The organism is Elusimicrobiota bacterium (assembly GCA_026388075.1).
Classification (GTDB): domain Bacteria; phylum Elusimicrobiota; class Endomicrobiia; order Endomicrobiales; family JAPLKN01; genus JAPLKN01.
On sequence record JAPLKN010000058.1, the window covers coordinates 1 to 20253 of the forward strand.

The 20253-nt window shown below is 37.3% G+C and carries 21 protein-coding genes; 16 read left to right on the forward strand and 5 right to left on the reverse strand.

Annotated elements, in window-relative coordinates; genetic code table 11:
- The 16 genes from NT145_02940 to NT145_03015 form a co-directional block, all read left to right on the forward strand.
- Positions 1-229, forward strand: a 229-nt coding sequence (locus NT145_02940; protein MCX5781647.1) for a cell division protein FtsH, incomplete at its 5' end; no start/stop codon positions are given.
- A 99-nt stretch (positions 230-328) separates the two neighbouring features.
- Entirely contained in the window at positions 329-889 is a 561-nt protein-coding gene (locus NT145_02945) for an acyloxyacyl hydrolase (protein ID MCX5781648.1), read from the forward strand.
- A 60-nt stretch (positions 890-949) separates the two neighbouring features.
- Entirely contained in the window at positions 950-1507 is a 558-nt protein-coding gene (gene folE, locus NT145_02950) for a GTP cyclohydrolase I FolE (protein MCX5781649.1), read from the forward strand.
- Position 1508: 1 nt separating this feature from the next.
- Positions 1509-2705 carry a dihydropteroate synthase gene (folP, locus tag NT145_02955; protein MCX5781650.1) on the forward strand — a complete coding sequence of 399 codons (1197 nt, stop codon included), beginning with the start codon at positions 1509-1511 and terminating at the stop codon, positions 2703-2705.
- The gene (cdaA, locus tag NT145_02960; protein ID MCX5781651.1) at positions 2702-3502 is read left to right on the forward strand and encodes a diadenylate cyclase CdaA; all 801 of its coding nucleotides are present in this window, start codon (positions 2702-2704) and stop codon (positions 3500-3502) included. Before folP ends, cdaA begins: the two co-directional genes overlap by 4 nt.
- 97 nt (positions 3503-3599) lie before the next feature.
- On the forward strand, positions 3600-5000 hold the full coding sequence (gene glmM / locus NT145_02965; GenBank protein ID MCX5781652.1) for a phosphoglucosamine mutase: 1401 nt from the start codon (positions 3600-3602) through the stop codon (positions 4998-5000).
- 157 nt (positions 5001-5157) lie between these two features.
- Positions 5158-5904 carry a pyridoxine 5'-phosphate synthase gene (locus NT145_02970; GenBank protein MCX5781653.1) on the forward strand — a complete coding sequence of 249 codons (747 nt, stop codon included), beginning with the start codon at positions 5158-5160 and terminating at the stop codon, positions 5902-5904.
- Between the two features lie 101 nt (positions 5905-6005).
- A complete protein-coding gene (glmS, locus tag NT145_02975; GenBank protein ID MCX5781654.1) occupies positions 6006-7835 on the forward strand; it encodes a glutamine--fructose-6-phosphate transaminase (isomerizing) in 1830 nt (609 codons plus the stop codon).
- Positions 7836-8002: 167 nt separating this feature from the next.
- Positions 8003-8332: a holo-ACP synthase gene (acpS, locus tag NT145_02980; protein ID MCX5781655.1), complete on the forward strand. Its 330-nt coding sequence runs from the start codon at positions 8003-8005 to the stop codon at positions 8330-8332.
- Positions 8333-8360: 28 nt separating this feature from the next.
- The gene (locus NT145_02985; GenBank protein ID MCX5781656.1) at positions 8361-9029 is read left to right on the forward strand and encodes an NAD(P)H-hydrate dehydratase; all 669 of its coding nucleotides are present in this window, start codon (positions 8361-8363) and stop codon (positions 9027-9029) included.
- Positions 9026-10183, forward strand: a complete 1158-nt coding sequence (locus tag NT145_02990; protein MCX5781657.1) for a M20 family metallopeptidase — start codon at positions 9026-9028, stop codon at positions 10181-10183. Before NT145_02985 ends, NT145_02990 begins: the two co-directional genes overlap by 4 nt.
- 56 nt (positions 10184-10239) lie before the next feature.
- Positions 10240-11145 carry a thiamine-phosphate kinase gene (thiL, locus tag NT145_02995; protein ID MCX5781658.1) on the forward strand — a complete coding sequence of 302 codons (906 nt, stop codon included), beginning with the start codon at positions 10240-10242 and terminating at the stop codon, positions 11143-11145.
- Entirely contained in the window at positions 11096-11767 is a 672-nt protein-coding gene (locus tag NT145_03000; protein ID MCX5781659.1) for a tRNA (adenosine(37)-N6)-threonylcarbamoyltransferase complex ATPase subunit type 1 TsaE, read from the forward strand. Before thiL ends, NT145_03000 begins: the two co-directional genes overlap by 50 nt.
- A gap of 85 nt (positions 11768-11852) precedes the next feature.
- On the forward strand, positions 11853-12500 hold the full coding sequence (tsaB, locus tag NT145_03005) for a tRNA (adenosine(37)-N6)-threonylcarbamoyltransferase complex dimerization subunit type 1 TsaB (GenBank protein ID MCX5781660.1): 648 nt from the start codon (positions 11853-11855) through the stop codon (positions 12498-12500).
- A 128-nt stretch (positions 12501-12628) separates the two neighbouring features.
- The gene (gene lsrF, locus NT145_03010) at positions 12629-13411 is read left to right on the forward strand and encodes a 3-hydroxy-5-phosphonooxypentane-2,4-dione thiolase (protein MCX5781661.1); all 783 of its coding nucleotides are present in this window, start codon (positions 12629-12631) and stop codon (positions 13409-13411) included.
- An 81-nt stretch (positions 13412-13492) separates the two neighbouring features.
- Entirely contained in the window at positions 13493-14518 is a 1026-nt protein-coding gene (locus NT145_03015) for a zinc-dependent dehydrogenase (protein ID MCX5781662.1), read from the forward strand.
- A gap of 59 nt (positions 14519-14577) precedes the next feature.
- On the opposite strand, the gene NT145_03020 is transcribed toward NT145_03015, so the two are convergent.
- From NT145_03020 to NT145_03040, 5 genes are all read right to left on the reverse strand, one after another.
- A complete protein-coding gene (locus tag NT145_03020) occupies positions 14578-15408 on the reverse strand; it encodes a 3D domain-containing protein (GenBank protein MCX5781663.1) in 831 nt (276 codons plus the stop codon).
- On the reverse strand, positions 15395-15997 hold the full coding sequence (locus NT145_03025; GenBank protein ID MCX5781664.1) for a TatD family nuclease-associated radical SAM protein: 603 nt from the start codon (positions 15995-15997) through the stop codon (positions 15395-15397). The genes NT145_03020 and NT145_03025 overlap by 14 nt, the downstream gene beginning before the upstream one ends.
- Positions 15994-18084, reverse strand: a complete 2091-nt coding sequence (metG, locus tag NT145_03030; GenBank protein ID MCX5781665.1) for a methionine--tRNA ligase — start codon at positions 18082-18084, stop codon at positions 15994-15996. The genes NT145_03025 and metG overlap by 4 nt, the downstream gene beginning before the upstream one ends.
- A gap of 125 nt (positions 18085-18209) precedes the next feature.
- Positions 18210-19001: a regulatory iron-sulfur-containing complex subunit RicT gene (gene ricT / locus NT145_03035; protein ID MCX5781666.1), complete on the reverse strand. Its 792-nt coding sequence runs from the start codon at positions 18999-19001 to the stop codon at positions 18210-18212.
- 71 nt (positions 19002-19072) lie between these two features.
- A complete protein-coding gene (locus NT145_03040; protein ID MCX5781667.1) occupies positions 19073-20032 on the reverse strand; it encodes a DNA polymerase III subunit in 960 nt (319 codons plus the stop codon).
- Positions 20033-20253 lie beyond the last annotated feature (221 nt).

The window sequence follows — 20253 nt, forward strand, 5'->3', positions numbered from 1 at the left end:
CAGAGATTTCACCCGGGAACCGAGATTTTCTGACAAGACATCTCAGACTATAGATGAAGAAGTAAAGAAAATTGTTGAAGAAGCTAAAAAAGGCGCAGAAAAAATATTAAAGGAAAATATTGATAAACTAAAAACACTTGCTGAAAGGCTTTTAGAAAAAGAGATTCTGGATGCCGAAGAAGTTGAACGTATTTTTAAGGGCGAACCCCCGGTAAGTCAGCAGGTTTAAATAATAGTAAAACAAAGACTAAGACAATCATAAACGTAATTTTCAGTTGAACTAATTAAATAGTTATATACATTAAATTCGACACAAAAAGAGGTTATTTTGGCGGGTTGGTTAATAATCCCAGCAATTCTTTTATTTGTGAAAGGATTGACAACATTTGCACCTGCTCCTGATTATGCTAGCGAAGCATTTGTTGGATTGGGAATAGGGGTCAGTTTTATGGTTCCAGTTGACGGGGTCTTTTTAATTAATATCGGATACAAAGAAAAAATATCAAATCATACGTATATGCAATATAAATGCGGTTACTTCAATCGTATTAAACCGATCAATAAATATGATTTCGAAAAACATAAATATGCTGAAAATTATAAATATAAATATAATAGCAGTTTTTTTGCTTTTGCAGGGCCTGGATTAGAAGTTGATCTTAATCCATTTGAAACTCGTGCATGTATAGGTCTTGGTGCAATACTTTCTACAAAAAAGCAGATGGATTCATCTTTTCCCCAGTTAAATGAAGACGTGTATATAGGGATTAAAGATAAAGAAAATAATTCAATTGGATTTCAGTATGAGCATATGAGCAATGCTGATATAAAATTACCAAATTACTCAAGAAATTTTATTTTAACCAGAGTTGGTCGGAAGTGGCGATAATAGCTATTTGATAGTTTCTAGATATTAATTAGAATTCAAATATTATATCAATAGAAAAAAATGGATAAGAAAAAGATAGAAAAGGCTATTAAAGATCTTCTTGAAGCAGTTGGAGAAGATCCGAAAAGAGAAGGACTGAAAAATACTCCCCGAAGGGTTGCTGATTTTTATGCGGAAGCCCTTGAGGGTATGAAGGTTAATCCTTTAGATATACTTTCAATTTACTATGAAAAAGAAAATCATGAGGAAATAGTTCTAATAAAAGACATTTCTTTCTATTCAATTTGCGAGCATCATCTTCTCCCGTTTTTTGGAAAAATCAATGTTGCCTACATTCCTAAAAAAGACCGGCTTTTGGGAGTATCAAAACTAATCAGGGTAGTTGACATTTTTGCCAAAAGGTTTCAATTGCAGGAAAGAATGTCAAAACAAATTGTTGATTCAATTATGAAAGCAGCCCAGCCCTACGGAGCGATGGTTGTAATTGAGGCCGAACATCTTTGCATGACTATGAGAGGGGTTAAAAAAACGGGTTCAAAGATGATTACATCAGCGATGAGGGGAATTTTCTTAAGTGATCCAAGAACACGCGCCGAAGCCTTATCGCTATTGAGATAATATGGACGTAAGTATCGTTGAAATAAAAAATGTTATTGATGCTTCCTTGAAAATTGCGAGCATCGGAGCCGATTCATACTCAGTTCCTTTAATGGCTCAAAAAGCGTTCACTACCGCATTAAAACTTCATAAAATTGATAATCGTGCCGCAAATTTAATAAAACAGGAAGCTCTTTCTCTTGGCGCAGAGGCAGCTGTAAACCAGAATATCAGCCGTTTTATTAAAGGAAAATCGGATGTTCTTTTAACGGCGAATTATAAACAGCTTCGCGCTCTTTTGTCAAAATTGTCAGTTCAGCCGTTTGGCCTTAATGCTTTGAGCGAAAAGATGGGACTTGCTCTTTCAAATTATGAAAAAAAGGAATTCAAGTTTAAAAGCGGTTCAAAGATTATTGAGCTTGGATCTCGGCCCAAAGTTATGGGAATAGTTAATGTTACCCCGGATTCTTTTTCAGACGGAGGACTTTTGGGCTCGAGCGAAGAAGCTGTAGAACATGCGTTGCATTTAATAAATGAAGGAGCTGACATCATTGACATAGGAGGAGAATCCTCAAGGCCAGGAGCTATTCCGGTTCAATTAAAAATCGAAAAAGAAAGAGTATTGCCGGTTATAAAAAAACTTGCTAAAAAAACGAAAGTTCCCATTTCAATTGACACATTAAAGCCTGAAGTAGCAAGAGCCGCACTGGATAATGGCGCAGGCATCATAAATGATATATCAGGCTTGCGTTTTGAAAACGGTAAAATGGCAAAATTAGCAGCGAAATACCGAGTCCCTGTTATAATTATGCATATGCAGGGGATGCCGCGCAACATGCAGAAAAAACCGGTTTATAAGGATGTCATTTGCGATATCAGCGATTTTTTTTCCGAAAGAGTAAGTTTTGCTTTAAATGCAGGGATGAAGACTGATCAGATTATTCTTGATCCTGGAATTGGTTTCGGAAAAACGCTTGAGCATAACATTGAAATATTGAAACGTTTAAGAGAGTTTAAAGTTTTAGGTTATCCTTTATCAATTGGGACTTCAAGGAAGTCTTTTATAGGCAAGATATTAAATATTGAAAATCCATTAGATAGAATTGAAGGGAGTCTTACTACGTCTTTTTGGTCGGCATTAAACGGGGCTAAGATTTTAAGAGTGCATGATGTAAAAGAAACAGTTCGCGCTTTAAAAATTGCTGAGGTGCTGCAATGAATTTTGTAAATATTTTGTGGTCGCAATATCTGGTAAATATCATTGATATTCTTATTGTTACATATATCATTTATCGGATAATACTTCTTTTGAAAGGTACCAGGGCAGTTCAGATATTAATCGGTATTTTAATTCTTCTCGTAATCACTTTTTTTGCGCATGATATTTTTCATTTTAGAACTTTAAGCTGGATGTTGGAAAATTTCTGGCTTGCCGCAGTAGTAATTATTGCGGTAGTCTTTCAGCCCGAAATACGTTATGCTTTGGTTCAGCTTGGCAGCCAGCATTGGACAAAAATAATCAGCATGCCAGAGCCTTCTTACATCAACGAAGTTATTGAGGCGATAAAAGAAATTAGCGAAAGAAAAGGAGGAGCTTTAATTGTTTTTGAAAAGGATGTAGGTTTAAAAGAATATATTGAGACAGGAACTACGGTTAATGCGGCTATTTCAAGGGATTTAATCGTTTCTTTGTTCAATAAAGAGTCTCCTCTGCATGACGGGGCAGTAATTATACGCGACGGCATGCTGGTTGCGGCGGGATGTGTTCTCCCTTTAAGTTCAAGCGAAAGCAAACTTTCAAAAACTTTTGGCACAAGGCATAGCGCGGGTTTGGGCTTAAGCGAAATAACTGATGCCATAGTTATAATAGTTTCTGAAGAGACTGCTAAAGTTTCAGCTGCCGTTAACGGGAAAATTACCGGCAATGTGGATCCGGACCAGCTCAGGCTTAATTTAATGGATTCTTTCTGGAAAACTTCAAGAAAATCTGTTTTTTCAAGAATAGGTCTAAAATGAAAAAATTCAAAGAAAACTGGCAGATCATTTTAATAGCTTTCCTGCTCTCTTTGATGCTGTGGTTTTATGTGAACGGCTATAGAATAGGAATAAAGTGATGCGTTTGTTTGGTACTGACGGAATACGTGGAAAAGCGGGTAAATACCCCCTTGATTCAAAAACAGTAATAAAGCTTGGAATCTTTGCGGCAAAAGTATTAAAAAGAGATCATCTTAAAGCCGTTGTTATTATCGGCCGGGATACCAGGATTTCAGGTAAAAAAATATCCTCGGACTTGAAAAAAGGTTTAATATCTTCAGGTCTAGATGTCTGGGACGTCGGAGTAATACCTACCCCGGGGATTTCCTACCTCGTATCAAAATTTCCTGTTCTTGCCGGAGCAGTTATTTCAGCATCTCATAATCCTTACCAAGATAACGGTATAAAATTCTTTTCTCATAAGGGCACGAAGCTTCCGGATTCTATAGAAAAAAAAATTGAAGATCTTCTTTTGAACAAAACCGATAAATCAGCAAATAAGCCTTTAAGAAAAGGGAAAATCAAAGAGTCACTGCATTTGGTTTCAGATTACGAAAATTTTCTTAAAAAAACTTTACCTAAGAACTTGAATTTATCGGGTTTAAAAATTGTCGTTGATTGCGCAAACGGCGCGACATATAAGTTGGCTCCCAAGATATTTTCTTCGCTGGGAGCCGAATTAAAAATAATAAATTCAACTCCTGACGGGAAAAATATTAACAAAGAAAGCGGTTCTCTTAATCCGGAAAATCTTAGCTTAGAGACCTTAAAACAAAATGCTGATTGCGGAATTGCTTTTGACGGTGACGGAGACAGGGTTATTTTTGTGGACGAGAAAGGAATCGTTCGTGACGGAGATTTCCTTTTGAATATAGCCGCGCAATATTTAAAAGAAAACGGAGGGCTTAAAAATAATACTTTGGTTACAACTGTTATGGCTAATTTAGGGCTGATAAAGGCAATGCAAAAAAAAGATATAAAATTGGAACAGACATCCGTGGGTGACAGGTATGTCTATGAAGAAATGGATAAAAGCGGGGCAAATCTCGGCGGAGAACAATCCGGGCACATAATATTTAAAAACTTTATGCAGACGGGTGACGGGATATTAAGCGCGCTTCAGATTCTTTCTATAATGAAAATTAAAAGCAAGCCGCTCTCAGTTCTTTGTAATAATCTTAAAAAATATCCGCAAGTGCTTCTAAATAGTAAAGTTGAGAAAAAAATTCCGATTGAAAAACTGACTGAAACAAAAAAAACCATAAGAAATGTGGAAGATAAACTAAGGTCTGACGGCCGTGTTTTAGTAAGATATTCAGGTACTGAAAATCTTCTAAGAGTTATGATAGAGGGATTGGATTTAAATATCATAACAGATATGGCGAAGATGATTTTGGATACCGCGAAGAAGGAAATAAGCAAGGCAGTAGGTCCCGCTAAGGCGCGGGGACTCCATTTAAGTAAATTAACGAAGTCGTAGGGATTAGCATAGCCCTGAGCGCCTTGTGGTGAGTGAAATCGAACCAAGTCGAAGGGTAGATAGGAGAAAATTAAAGACGTTATGAAAGTTATAAAGTATAAAAGTTAAAAAGTTCTGTTTTTGAACTTTCTTAACTTTTACACTTATCTCAAAAAAAATGGTAAAACTTGGCGTAAATATTGATCATATTGCAACATTGAGGCAGGCAAGAAAAGAAAACGAGCCGGATGTCCTTAAAGCTGCTTTGTTATGCGAGAAAGCAGGGGCTGAAGCGATCACGGTTCATTTAAGGGAAGACAGGCGCCATATTCAAGATAAAGATGTTTATCTGTTAAAAAAAAATATTAAAACAAGGCTAAATCTTGAGATGTCCGTTGCGCAGGAAATTGTAAAAATTGCTTTAGATGTAAACCCGGACGACGTTTGCATAGTTCCTGAAAAAAGAAATGAGCTTACTACTGAAGGCGGTTTAGACGTCATAAATCAGAAAACTATCTTAAAAGAAATTATTGAAAAGTTAAAAAGATCTGGAATAAGAGTAAGCCTTTTCATTAATCCTGAAATTGAACAAGTAAATGCATCGGCCGAAGTGGGGGCTGATTGCGTTGAACTTCACACTGGGAAATATGCAATATCGTTTAAGAATAAGCTGAAAGATGTTTATTTGTCAGAACTGAAGAGATTAAAAGAAGCGGGAGAAATAGCGTTAAAAAAAGGTTTAATCTTAAATGCCGGGCATGGCCTTGATTACGAAAACGTAAAAGAAATTGCGGAAATAAAAGGAATGAACGAGCTTAATATCGGATTTTCAATTGTTTCAAAAGCAGTTTTTGTCGGTTTGGAAAAAGCCGTCAACGAAATGAAAGATTTAATTAGGGACAATTCCCATATTTTTAATCGTTGAACATTAAGAATCAGATAAAATCAATAATAAAGATATAAGATGCAAATATGGATACAAGGTTTTAAAAAATATGGGAAGTGTCCCTAATTAAAGGAGATGACATGTGCGGAATAGTGGGATATGTTGGTCCAAAATCAGCAGCTGACATAATTGTTGACGGACTGAAACGCCTGGAATACCGTGGTTATGATTCCTCAGGCATTGCCGTTATCTCTAATAAAAAAATGAATCTTTATAGAAGTGTCGGCAAACTTGCGGAATTGGCTAAAATAATTGAAAAAAATAGGCCTCAGGGTAATATAGGTGTTGGCCATACCAGATGGGCTACTCACGGCAAACCGTCAGAAGAAAATGCCCATCCGCATACAGATTGTTTGGGAAAAATTGTTGTTGTTCATAACGGAATAATTGAAAATTATATAGAGCTTAAAAAACAGCTTATTTCTGAAAAACACAAATTTAAGTCAGAAACCGATACTGAAGTTATTGCGCATCTTGTTGAAAAATATTTTGCGGGGGATTTATTTTCAGCGGTCACAAAAGCTCTAAAAGAAGTAAGGGGAGCTTACGCTTTGGGAATAATTGATTCGGATAATCCCGAGCATATAATTGCTGCCCGAAAGGATGCGCCTTTGATAATCGGAGTAGGCAAAGGAGAAAACTTTCTTGCTTCGGATGTCCCCGCTCTTTTGCCTTATACAAGAGAAATGATTTTTTTGGAGGAAGGCGACATAGCTGAATTGCGTTCAAATTCTGTTAAAATATTTGACAAAAACGGGAAAGAAACAAAACGGCCGGTTAAGACGATTACTTGGGACGCTGTTCAGTCGGAAAAAGGCGGATTCAAGCATTTCATGCTGAAAGAGATATTTGAACAGCCCCAAAGCCTGCAGGATACTTTTTTAGGAAGGTTATATCCTGATGAAGGAAGAATTTACCTTGAAGACGTAAAATTGGATAAATCTTTCCTCAGGAATCTTGCAAAAATCTATATAGTTGCCTGCGGTACTTCATACCATGCGGGACTTGTAGGAAAATTTCTTTTTGAGAACCTATGTAATATCCCGGCCGAGGTAGACATAGCTTCAGAATTCAGATACCGGTCACCGGTTTTAGACAGCAGGGCATTGACAATAATAATTACCCAGTCGGGAGAAACTGCAGATACTCTTGCAGCCCTTCGTCTTGCGAAACAGAAAAAAAGCCCGACTTTGGCAATATGTAACGCGGTGGGTTCTACCGCGAGCAGAGAAGCTGATAACATTTTCTATACTCATTGCGGTCCCGAGATCGGCGTGGCTTCAACAAAAGCTTTTACCGGCCAACTCACAGCTCTGTATTTGATTGCTTTATCCTGGGCTAATGAAAAAAAGCTTCTTGTCGGAGAAAACTTTAATAAAACTATTAAAGAATTCTGGGAAATTCCTTTAAGGATGATAGATGTTCTTAAGAAAGCAGAAGAAATTAATGAACTGGCTAAAAAGTTTTTCAATAAAAGAGATTTTCTTTTCTTAGGCAGAAACTTAAATTATCCTATAGCTTTAGAAGGCGCATTGAAACTGAAAGAAATATCGTACATTCATGCGGAGGGATATCCGGCCGGAGAAATGAAGCACGGCCCGATAGCTTTAATAGATGAGCAGATGCCCATAATGGTTATAGCTACTAAAAGCAAAATATATGAAAAAATCCTGGGAAATATTGAAGAGGCAAAGGCGCGCGGCGGAACTGTGATTGCAATTGCAACTGAAGGCGATAAATCAATAAAAGAAAAAACGGATGCTCAGATTTATATGCCTGATGTCCCTGAACTTTTTGCGCCGATTTTGAATGTTGTTCCTATGCAGCTTTTTGCATATTATGTTGCAGTTCTTTTGAATTGTGATGTTGATCAGCCGAGGAATTTGGCAAAATCGGTGACAGTGGAATAGGGGCAAGAACCTGCGAGGTTGCGAAGGTGTGAAGGTAAGAGCATGAGAAGAACGGCGTTCATGATTCACGAGTTAAAGACACTAGTGAAGCGGGCTTATTGTGTTGCTATGTGATACAACGTTTCAGAACAGGATTAATGGAGAACTGAAAGTTAAGTGATAATAATATGAAAATCGGAATTGATATTATAGAAGTAAAAAGAATTTCAAAATTAATTAAAAGCAAAGCTTTTTTAAACAGAGTATATACTTCCAGGGAAATAGAATATTGCAGGCCTAAGAAAAATTATGCACAGCATTTTGCGGTTCGTTTTGCGACAAAAGAAGCGGTTTGGAAAGCTTTGGGCAAAGGCAATATTTCTCTGAAGGAAATCAGTGTTAACAACAGAATTTCGGGAAAGCCCGAAGCGATAGTCAAAGGGAAAAAACGAAGGGATATTGATATATCCCTTTCGCATACTGACCAGTATGCGGTTGCTGTTGCAATAATATCTTAATAAGGCGTTAAAAATTGTTGCTTCGCGCATACGGCCCGAGGCAATGACACTGGGCCTTCCCGAAAAAGACGGAAAGTTCAGCTTCAAAGCTTTAAGTAAGATATCAGAATTCATAAAACTGCGAAAGGTAACTTCTATTGTTATTGGCCCGGGAATCGGGAAAACTTCTGATACCGCGCGTCTTGTAAAAGCTATTTTGCTTTCGGTTAATCTTCCTCTAATACTTGATGCTGACGGTCTAAACGCAATACCCTCAAAATCTAGTATTTTAAGAAATTCTAAGGCTAAGATCATAGCTACGCCTCATCCAGGAGAATTGAGCCGTCTGATAGGTGTTACTGTAAAAAAAATAAATCAGAGTCGGATAAATGCAGCAAAAGAATTTTCCAAAAAAAACAATTTAATCTGTGTTCTAAAAGGTCATAAAACTGTTGTTTCTGATGGAAATAAAATCTTTTTAAACACTACAGGAAATCCGGGAATGGCAACAGGTGGATCCGGAGATGTTTTATCAGGGATGATTTCAGCCTTAATTTCTCAAGTGAAAGAGCCCAAATTATTAAATGCGGCTTTAAGCGGAGTTTTTCTGCACGGACTTGCCGGGGATTACGCTTCAAAAATGAAAACTCAAATAGGGCTTTTGGCCCAGGATATAGCGGAAAATATACCCGTTGCTCTTAAGAAGGTTACAACATGAAAAAAGATTTTTTAAAAAAATTGATCATTATTAGAAGAACGATACATAAATATCCGGAACTCGGCAATACTGAGTATAAAACTGCGGCGTTTATTGAAAAAATACTCAAAAGTTTCGGTATAAAAACCAAAAGACTTGCCAAAACAGGCGTAGTCGGTATTTTAGAGGGAAGAAAAAACTCAAAAAATAGTAAAGTTTTAGCGATAAGAGCTGACATAGATGCTCTTCCCATACAAGAAAAAACAGGAAAACCGTACTCTTCAAAAAGAAAAGGTATTATGCATGCTTGCGGCCATGACGCGAATACTACTATGGTTTTAGGCGCAGCCATGCTTCTTTCAAAACAAAGAAAAAATATATCGGGAAAAGTGAAGTTTATTTTTCAGCCAAATGAGGAAGCTTCAGGCGGTGCCAAAACGATGATCAGAACCGGAGTTTTAAAAAATCCTGCTCCCGGTATTATCGTAGGTATTCACGTGAATCCTTGGCTTAAAACCGGTATTTTGGGATTGAAAACTGGTCTGATGATGGCAGCTGTTGATAAATTTACTATTGAGATTTTGGGCGAAGGCGGCCACGGCGCTTATCCAAACCTTGCAAAAGATTCCGTTGTAGTTGCGTCTGAAATAGTACTTGCGCTGCAATCTATCGTTTCCAGAGAAATAGATCCTCTTGAGCCAAAAGTGCTGACTATAGGTTCAATAAAAGGAGGAGAACGCTTTAATATAATTGCTGATAAAGTGAGTTTGGTGGGAACGGTTAGAACTTTGAACAGCCGGACAAGAAAAGAAATGCGTAAAAAAATTGTGAGAAGAGTAAAAGGTATAACTTTGGCATACGGAGTGAAATTTAGGATAATATACGAAGAGCTTGGAAACTCGCTTTCAAATTCAGCCTCAGCTTTGAAAATATGCCAAAGAGCCGGCGAAAAAGTTCTAGGAAAACGAAATATTGTTTTTCTTGATAGACCTTCCATGGGAGGAGAAGATTTTGCGGAATATCTTTCTAAAATACCGGGTTGTTTTATATATATCGGCTCAAAAACAAAAAAATCTTATCCCTGGCATCACGAGCATTTCGATATAGATGAAAAAGCTCTTGAAAAAGGATCTCTTGTTTTATCTGAAATTGCTAAAACCTACCTGAGTAAATAACAGCGTTTGAAAGTTAAAAAGTTTGGAAAGTTACAAAGTTCCCTGTTTTTGTCGGCATAGGCGATGATGCTTTTGTTGCTGATATAAGAAAAGGCTATTCATTGGTAGCTACAAAAGATATGCTTATAGAAAATGTGCATTTTAAAACACTCTGGACTACTCCTTTTGAAATAGGATATAAATCCATTGCAGTAAATTTGAGCGATTTAGCGGCTATGGGAGCAGCTAAACCGCTCTATTGTCTTGTGGGGCTGGGGCTTCCGGCAAAAACTCCTTTTGATTTTGTGGATAAATTATACACAGGCATGCTTTTTGCCTCAAAAAAGTATAATTTGAAGATAGTTGGCGGAGATACGGTTTCAACTAAAAAAGGCATTGTAATTTCAATCACTTTAATAGGTGAAATTGAGCCGAAATATGTTTTAAAAAGGTCCTGTGCAAAAGTTGGGGATGTTTTAGTCGTAAATGCTCCTTTTGGCGACTCCGGGGCGGGGCTTTTTCTTCTTAAAAAAGGGCTAAAAGGAGCTTCTAAGGACGAAAAGTATTTAATAAAAAAGCACCTGTTACCTATACCGAGGCTAAAAGAGGCAAGTTTACTGGCGCACAGCGGAAAAATCACGAGCCTGATTGATTCATCTGACGGCCTTGCCACATCCGTGAAGTTTATTACAGAAGAAAGCAAAGTCGGTGCAAAAATACATCTAGAAAATATTCCCATTTCAAATCAATTAAAAAAAATATGCAAAAAAAATAAAAGTTTGGATCCTTATGATTTTGCTTTAAACGGCGGGGAAGATTATGAGCTTGTGTACACGGCTAGACCTAAGGACTTAGCAGTACTTAGAAAAATAATGCCTTCTATTCAAGTCATAGGTGAAATAACTTTAAAAAAAGGTATAAAATACTATCTAAATGGAAGAAAAAAAGAGATTAAAAAAACAGGTTTTCAGCATTTTAAATAAGAAAACTTTAATAACTGAATCGCCAGACGAAACTGTCAGTTTAGGGATGGATTTCAGCAGGGTTTTGAAATCCGGAGATATTGTTTTTTTAAAAGGCGAGCTTGGGAGCGGTAAAACAACATTTGTAAAAGGTGTTGCAAAGGGTTTAGGTATAAAAAAGATAGTGCGCAGTTCAAGTTTTATTCTAGTCAGCGAATATGACTATGGAGTCCCCACGGGCATGCCCGTGGTACCAAAATCTTTTCCCCGCCCGCTCCCCCTTCTTGCTTTCGCAAGAAAGCAGGGGGAGCGAAAAAGGCGGGGGACGGAATCCCTCATTCATCCACGTGCATGCGACTTCGGCTATTCATTACAATGGAGTCCCGCTCAGCGGGGCACGTGGTTTTCTAACCAGCGGGATAAAAAAGGAAAAATGTTTCATATTGATCTTTACCGGCTTAAAGGAAACAACGATTTGGAAAGTCTCGGGCTTGAGGAATTTTTATTTAGCGATGGGATTTGCTTTGTAGAATGGGCAGATAAAATAAAAAAAGTAACTGTTCAACATGGATACGAAATAGATTTCAAGTGGCTTGACGATAATAAAAGAAAAATAATTATTAAAAAACGTGTAAAAGTTTAGAAAGTTATGAAAGTTAAATGCTTTTCAAGTCTTTAACTTTCAAACCTTTACACTTTCTAAACTTTCATAACGACATTGGAATAATATGAGAATCTTAGCAATTGAAACATCGGGGGCGACATTCAGCCTGGCATTGGCGGAAAATAACCGGATTATTCTGGAAAAATTCTGGAAATCTGCGTTAAAACATTCCGAAAAATTGATTCCTGCTTTAAAACAGCTGTTGAAAAAAGCTAAGTGGAAGATAAGTTCAATAGATAAAATAGCGGTTTCAACTGGTCCCGGAAGTTTTACAGGTATAAGGGTTGGATTATCATGCGCAAAAACAATGGCGCAGGTTTTAGATATTCCTATAGTAGGGATTGATACAATAGAAATTTTAAGAGCTTCAATGCCTGAAAAGGGCCATAATGTTATAGGTGTAATAGACGCATTAAGAAATGAAGTTTTTGTAAAAAACAAAAATGGAAAAATTGTTTTAAAAAATAATGAGGATTATTGGAAAGAACTCAAAAGTCTAAATTCTAAATTTTGCATTTTAGGGAATGCTTCAATAACTTATAAAAATGAAATAAATAATATTTTAAAAAAATATGCTATCATTAATTCCTCTGATTTTAATTATCCAAAAGCCGGTGTTCTTGCTTTGATGGCAGAAAAGCTTAACGGGAAAAATTATAGGTTAATCGAACCTCTTTATATCAGAAGATCATGGGCTGAGGAGAAAAAATAGGGGTGTTCACGAACAAACAGGTTACTGCGGGTCGTTGGACTAAGGATGTTTAGTCTTTTTGTAACTTAAAGAATTCAGTTGTTAAATGCTACAAAGAAAGACCAAAGAACTCATAAAGGAGATTTATCATGGATTGGGGAATGGAAAATAGGTTGTCAAAACTTATCAAAAGCGACGGTCGTTGTTTCTTTTTACCTATTGATCACGGATATTTTCAAGGGCCGACTACATGTTTAGAAATACCGGGCAAAACCATAGAACCGCTTTTGCCCTATTGTGATGCACTGTTTGTAACAAGAGGAGTATTGCGTTCGTGTGTGAAAGCGACGAAAGATATTCCCATAATATTAAGAGTTTCCGGGGGGACAAGTATGGTGGGAAAAGATCTTGCAAATGAAGGCATAACTACTTCAATTGAAGAAATAATCAGGCTTAATGTATCAGCCGTAGGGGTTTCAATATTTGTCGGTACTGATTACGAAAAACAAACGCTATTGAATCTTTCAAATCTTGTAAATGAATGTGAAAACTACGGTATTCCTGTCATGGCGGTTACCGCCGTTGGCAAGGAAACCGCCAAAATGGAAGCACGCTATCTTGCCTTAAGTTGCCGCATAGCGGCAGAACTGGGGGCAAAGGTAGTTAAAACTTATTGGTGTGAAAAAGATTTTGAAAAAGTTGTACAAGGCTGTCCCGTCCCAGTTGTTATGGCAGGAGGGCCCAAATGCGAGTCTGAGCTTCAAGTGTTTGAATTCGTCTATGACGGCCTACAAAAAGGTTCGATAGGCATAAATCTCGGAAGAAACGTCTGGCAAAATTCAAAACCTGTTGCTATGGCTAAGGCTCTCCAAGCCATCGTACACAGGAATTCTACTCCGAAAGAAGCATTAGAAATATACAAAGCAGGTTAAGAATGCAGCAGGTTTAGGTTGAGTGAAATATATGTTTTTCTTAACCTCAACCTCAACATGGTGTTATAAAGTGAGGAAGTTATGAGAGTGGCAATGTATTATAATAACAAAGACATAAGAATTGAGGAAATGCCCAAACCGAAAATAGGCTCTGGAGAAGTGCTTGTAAAAGTTATAGCCAGCGGCATCTGTGGAAGCGACGTTATGGAATGGTATAGGATAAAAAAAGCTCCGCTTGTTCTAGGCCATGAAATTTCGGGGGAGATTGTTGAAACCGGCAAAGATGTTAAAAAATATAAAGTAGGCGACAGAGTTTTCGTATCGCATCATATTCCCTGTAATACCTGCAGATATTGCCTTACAGGGCATTATACCGCATGCGAAACTTTGCATACAACAAACTATGATCCCGGCGGTTTTGCCGAATTCATTAGGGTTCCTTCATTGAACGTTGACCGCGGCATTTTTTTATTGCCGGAAGAAGTTTCTTTTGAGGAAGGCGTTTTTATTGAACCATTAGCCTGTGTAATAAGAGGCCAGAGAGTATCTGAATTAAAGCCCGGGCAGAGCGTTGTTATACTCGGGGGAGGAATCTCCGGGCTCCTGCATCTTCTTGCCGCTAAAGCATTGGGGGCGGGCAGGATAATAGTTACCGATGTCAATGATTTTCGTCTTAAAATGGCAAAGAAAAATGGAGCGGATGCAGTTATATCCGCAAAAGATGATGTTGTTTCAAAAGTAAAACAGGTAAATGATAACAGGCTTGCTGATTTGGTTATTGTTTGTACCGGCGCTTTTTCAGCTTTTGGCCAGGCGCTTAATTTGGCAGACCGAGGGGGAAGCATTTTGTTTTTTGCCCCTACAGATCCGGGAGCAAATCTTCCGATAAACGTAAATGAATTTTGGCGAAATGATATGACTATAAAAACTTCTTATGGTAATAGTCCATACGATGCGGAAGTTACTATAGAGCTTCTTCGTGCAAAAAGAATCCCAGTTAAAGAGCTGATTACTCATCGTCTAAGTCTTAGTGAGACAGCCAAGGGATTTAAGCTTGTTGCCCAAGCGCAAGAATCGATGAAGGTTATAATTGAACCGCAAAAATAAACATGATTAAGCTTAAAGAATTATGAATTAAGCAGTTTCTTTTTAACTTGATCCTACTTTTATAATTTCTGATTTTTTTCCAAAATATAAACTGTAACCGGCTGATAAACCCACTGCGCTTCTTCCGCGAGATTGTTAACACCCAAATCAATTCTTTTTCCTTTTATAGCAGAACCCGTATCACCGGCATAACAGTACCCGTATCCGGGAATAAAAAGCCTTGTTCTTAAAGGGATCACTCTCGGGTCAACCGCGACAATACCTCTTTGCATTTTCAAACCTAAGTAAGTTACCTTGCCATCTTTCCATGCTAAAGGATCTCCGGGACGATAAGCTGTTGCCATCATTTTAATTCTTCTGCATTTTGAAAGGTCATATTTTTTTTCTAAATTACCTTTTTTGTCTAAGACATTTAAGAAATATGACGTTTTTAATATGGAAAGTTCTTTAAGGATTTCTCTTTTATATAGTTTTTGGTTACGATATACAGTTTTTATTGTCTGAATAGTTTTTTTCTGTTCAACTTTCTGTAATTCAACAATTCTTAAATTTTTTTTCAGCCTGACTTTTTTTCTTATTTTTGCGGGCAAAATATTTTCTTTGGTTTCTACCCTTTCCTTAACCCTTGTTATCGTAACAGTCCCGCCCATAGGGGCCGGCGAGTATAAAGGGTGGGAAATTATATCATTTTCATTAATTTGAATATTGTAGTTTTTAAAAATATTTTCAATAGTTAATCCTTCAGAGTTCGCAAAAATTGAAATCCCGTCAAATTTAATATTTGTTATTGATTTGGATTCAAGGCGTTTTTCCAAAAGATAAATAGATAGAAAAAAAATAATGGCAAAAAAAGCAAGGCTAGAAAAGATATGGTGCCTAGCTAGTCTCATATTTGTCCAGGTAGGGCCGAACCCTGAAATTGACTTTTAGCTCTTTTGCTAAATGCCTTATTTTTTCAACATCAAGGCCTGGGAGTTCGACAGCTGTGATAACAACTTCCGGTATGTATTTTTTGCTTTCTTTAATAAACTTTATTACCCCGTCAAAAGCTTTTTCTCCGTATATAGATTTATTGAGTTCATTATACTCTTTTTTATCAGTGCCGTTCAAGCTTATAGAAACAGCATCAACTAAATCCTTTAGTTCCGGCAGTATATTTTTTTTGTAATACAAATTGGCTTGTCCTGACGTGTTTATCCTTACCTTTCCGCCTTGAGATTTTATCCATTTTGAAATTTCCTTAACTTCTTCAAGTTTTAAAAGAGGTTCACCATATCCGCAAAAAACAATTTCTTTGAAAAGTTTAGGGTCTTTGATTGATTTAATGACTTCTTCAGATGTAGGTTCTTTCTTGAGATACAAGTCATTACCCCGGAATTTACCTTTCCATTTAGATTTTATGCAGTATGGACAAGCATTTGTGCAGCGGTTGGTAAGATTTATATATAGGCTGTTATAAAATTTGTATACTATAGTCATAAAGATATCCCGAAAAGCCTGGAAGCATTGCTAGTAGTTATTTCTTCTATCATTTCCTTGTTAACATTTTTTATATCAGCAATCTGTTCTGCAATCAAAAACAAAAATGAAGGCTCGTTTCTTAGCCCCCTGTAATTTTGAGGGGGTAAATAAGGGGAATCGGTTTCAAGTAAAATATATTCCATAGGAACTTTTAAAACAACTTCCCGTAATATTTTTGCATTTTCGTATGTTACGGGCCCGTCAATTCCTAGAAAAAAACCCATAGATATTAATTTTTTCGCATCTACATAATTTCCTGAAAAACAATGTATAACTCCTTTTAAATGACCGTGTTTCTTAACGGAATTATCAAGAATATCTATTAGATCCGGATATGCGTTCCTGCAATGTATTACTAAAGGTTTATTTATTTTATTCGCAAAGTTAAGCTGGTATTCAAAGGCTTCTTTTTGAGTTTGGCGGTGAGAATAATCGTAATAATAATCTAACCCGGTTTCGCCGATACCGACGCATTTTTTATGTTGGGCTAAAATTTCAAGTTTTTGCCATATATCTTTTGTCGCTGATTTTGCATTGTGGGGATGGATACCTAAAACGCAGAAGATATTTTTGTTTTCATTTGCAAAACTGATGGTCTTTTCCCAGATTTCAGGTTCACAGCCGATTTCAATTATTTTTAAAATATTTTGTTTGAACGCTCTTTCTAATACTTCTTTTCTATCTTGCAATAAGTATAACGATATTTGGCCAATGGTTTGTAAAAGGTCATACATTATATCGGCCAAAGCCGGATTATTTTCTTTTGCCATCTTCCACGGGGCAGAAGATTCAATATATCGGTTGGCGCGGTCTATACATTTTTGAATCTTATCAATAATAATGTTAAAAGAAAGCTCGTCAAACAAAGGTTCAACGGTTTTTAGCTCTTCTTTGATGGAAAAAACAGTTCCGCCGTTTCTTTCAGGAATATTTCCTTGAAAATATTTAAAAACCATTGAAGTTATTCTTGAAACAAGATTTCCCAAGTTGTTTGCAAGATCCACATTGTATTTTTCTTTTAAAGCCTGCCATGAAATATCACCGTCCGTGCCGAAAGGAAAAAGAGAAAGAAGCAGATATTTAGCGGCATCTTTGCCGAATTTATTAATCAGTTCGCCGGGACGAATTACATTGCCCAGTGTTTTAGACATCTTTTCTCCGTTGATGGTAAAAAAACCGTGAGCAAAGAGCTTTTTGGGCGGTTCAAGATCAATCGCTAAAAGCATGGCGGGCCAGATAACGCTATGAAACCAAAGGATATCCTTTGCCATAAGATGAAGATCGCAGGGCCAGAGTTTTTTAAAATTTTTATCATTTTTAGAATAATCTATTGCGGTAATGTAATTAAGAAGCGCGTCAATCCATACATAAACAGTCTGCTTTTTGTCAAAAGGCAGAGAGATGCCCCATTCCAGGGTGGAACGGGAAATGCTTATATCTTCAAGGCCAGTTTTGAGTTTCCCGATAATTTCGTTGCGGCGCTCAATGGGGAATACTGCTAAATGCTTGGGGTTTTTTTCGTCAGTCAGAATTTTAAGCAGTTCTTCTTTGAAAGCGGAAAGTTTAAAAAAATAATTTTCTTCAGAGTGCAAAGTGGGTTTTTTCTTGTGATTTGGGCAGCAGCCTTCTTTATCAAGATCTTCTTCGGACATAAATTTTTCGCAAGGGACACAGTAAAGCCCTTCGTACTTGGATTTAAAAATATAACCTGATTTATTAAGCTTGTCAAGAAAAAACTGGACCGCTTTTTCATGTTCAGGATCGGTAGTTCTTATGAAACCGTCGTTTGTAATTTCAAGATCTTTCCATGCAGATTTAAAACCCAAAACTATTTCGTCGCAAAATTCCTTGGGGGATTTGCCCTGGTTTTGAGCGGCCTGAACTATCTTTGCTCCGTGCTCATCAGTGCCGGTAAGAAAAAAGACTTCTTTTCCGTTAAGACGATGCCATCTTGCAAGAACATCAGCGGCTATGGTGGTGTAGGCATGCCCAATATGAGGGAAATCATTTACGTAGTAAATCGGTGTTGTAAGATAGAATTTCATGATTTATTTTTATTCTCCTTCGCCAAATACCCCCCTTGTTTTGCTTCGCTAAACGAAGCAGGGGGAGGAGGGCGGGGAGAACCCCCACGTCTAGTTTTGTCTTAGACAAAACTGTGCGGGGAGCTTCATTTCGGAGTCAATTTGTCTGCTTTGTAAATTTTTTTTTGCTGGTCAGCCAGTTCCACAGCGACTTCTTCTTTAAGGCAATTTATTGAAACTACAGTTCCGGTTCCATCAGGAGTGTGAATTTTGCTTCCTACGTGAGGGAGATTTTTCTTGCACTGTTTATAACTTTCGTGTTCGTAGGCAAGACAGCACATAAGCCTGCCGCAAAGGCCGGAGAGTTTTGCGGTATTAAGCGAAAGATCCTGTTCCTTAGCCATATCAATCGTAACGGAAGTAAAATCTTTCAAAAATTCCTGGCAGCACAGCCTTCTTCCGCAGCTTCCGATTCCGCCGACCATTTTAGCTTCGTCACGAACTCCTATTTGTACCATTTGTATTCTTGTTTTAAGGATATGCCCGAGATCCTTTATCAATTCCCTGAAATCCACTCTTGTTTCCGAAGTGTAATAAATAAATAATTTTGAACGGTCAAAAGAATATTCAACGCAAGTGAGTTTCATCTCAAGCTCATGATCTTCAATCTTTTGAAGGACACTTTTAAGCGCTTGGTGGGACTTTTCTTCGTTTTCCTTGAACCTTAACTTATCGTTTTCGTTGATTTTCCTAAGAACTTTACCCAGCGCATCTTTGACTTTTTCAACCATTTTTTCGCGCTCGCAGACCAGTCCTACTTCTTGGCCGTGTTCAGTTTCTATAAGCAGGCGATCGCCTATGTTAACGTCAAACTGGGCCGTTTCGGCATAAATTTTTTCCTTCATTCTTCGGACGATTAACCCTACTATTATTGGCATAATTACCTCAAAGATACGTTAAAAAGTTTGAAAGTTTAGAAAGTGTGAAAGTTCACACTTTTGAAAATAATTCATTTTTTGTCTGATACATTAACAAGTCTATTTATTTTTAAAAAAAGCGCGTCAAGGACAAACCTTGAGTTCACATTTTGTTCAATAAGTTTTTGAGAATTGATTATTTCCCTAATTACTGACTGATAATCTTGAGGGTTTGAGCGAAAATCATTTTTTACTTCCGCAAGAAGCTCTTCCAATAATTCGCTTGCGTTCTTTGTATAGTTATCGCTTTCCTCAAGAATACTATGTACAGGGATTTTTTTCTGCTTAACTTTAGGCCAGAACGGACTCTGAATCGTTTTCTTCTCTTCTATTAGCCTAATCGCGGATGATAAAGAGCCTTCGGACAATACGGCGATGTTGTCAGCAGCGCCTTTAGCAAGATTGTGATTTGAAATTAGAAAATTAGATATTTCTTTTTCGCTCAGAGGCTGAAAAGGAACTATTTGTGTTCTGGATACTACAGTTGAAGGTAAATTTTCTTTATGCTTTGCAAGCAGGATTATTACAGTCCATTTAGGAGGTTCTTCAAGAGTTTTAAGAAGGCAGTTTGCCGCGTCTTCGGTTATTTCTTCTGCAGGTTCAATTATAAAGATTTTCCATCTGCTTTCTGAAGGCTTGAGGTTTATTTCGTATTGAAGAGCCCGGATGGTTTTTATTTTAATAGATTTTTGTTTATCAATTTCTTCGCCCAAAAGGTTGGCCTGCCATTCATAGCCTATGTGTTGGACATCGGGATGAATAAGTTTTTTTATTTTATCGCAAGATAAGCAATGATCGCATCCTTCATTGAATTTTTGATCGTTTGAATTCGTAGGGCAGTTGAGGGCTTTAGCAAGTTCATAGGCTGTTTTTTTTCGTCCGATACCGTCCTGCCCGAGAAAAAGGTAAGCATGAGAAATTTTTTTGGAGTTTAGTTGTCCAATCAAAATATTTTTTGCTTTTTCCTGGTTTATTATATCTTTAAAGCTCATATTTTTTCCTTTACCCCGTTAGAGAAGGCTGCCGACTTCTGTCGGCAGATTGAAATCATGCTATTAGGTGGCGGTGTAATGCCGCCACCTTTATTTGCTCACCCCGTTAGAAATTTTAGCTAGCTTAGACATACGGTTAAGCCCGTGTCTGAATAAACGTTTCAGCCAACAATTTCTAACGGGGCGTGGCGCCCGTTAACCGCCCGCCCATTTCGCCCGAC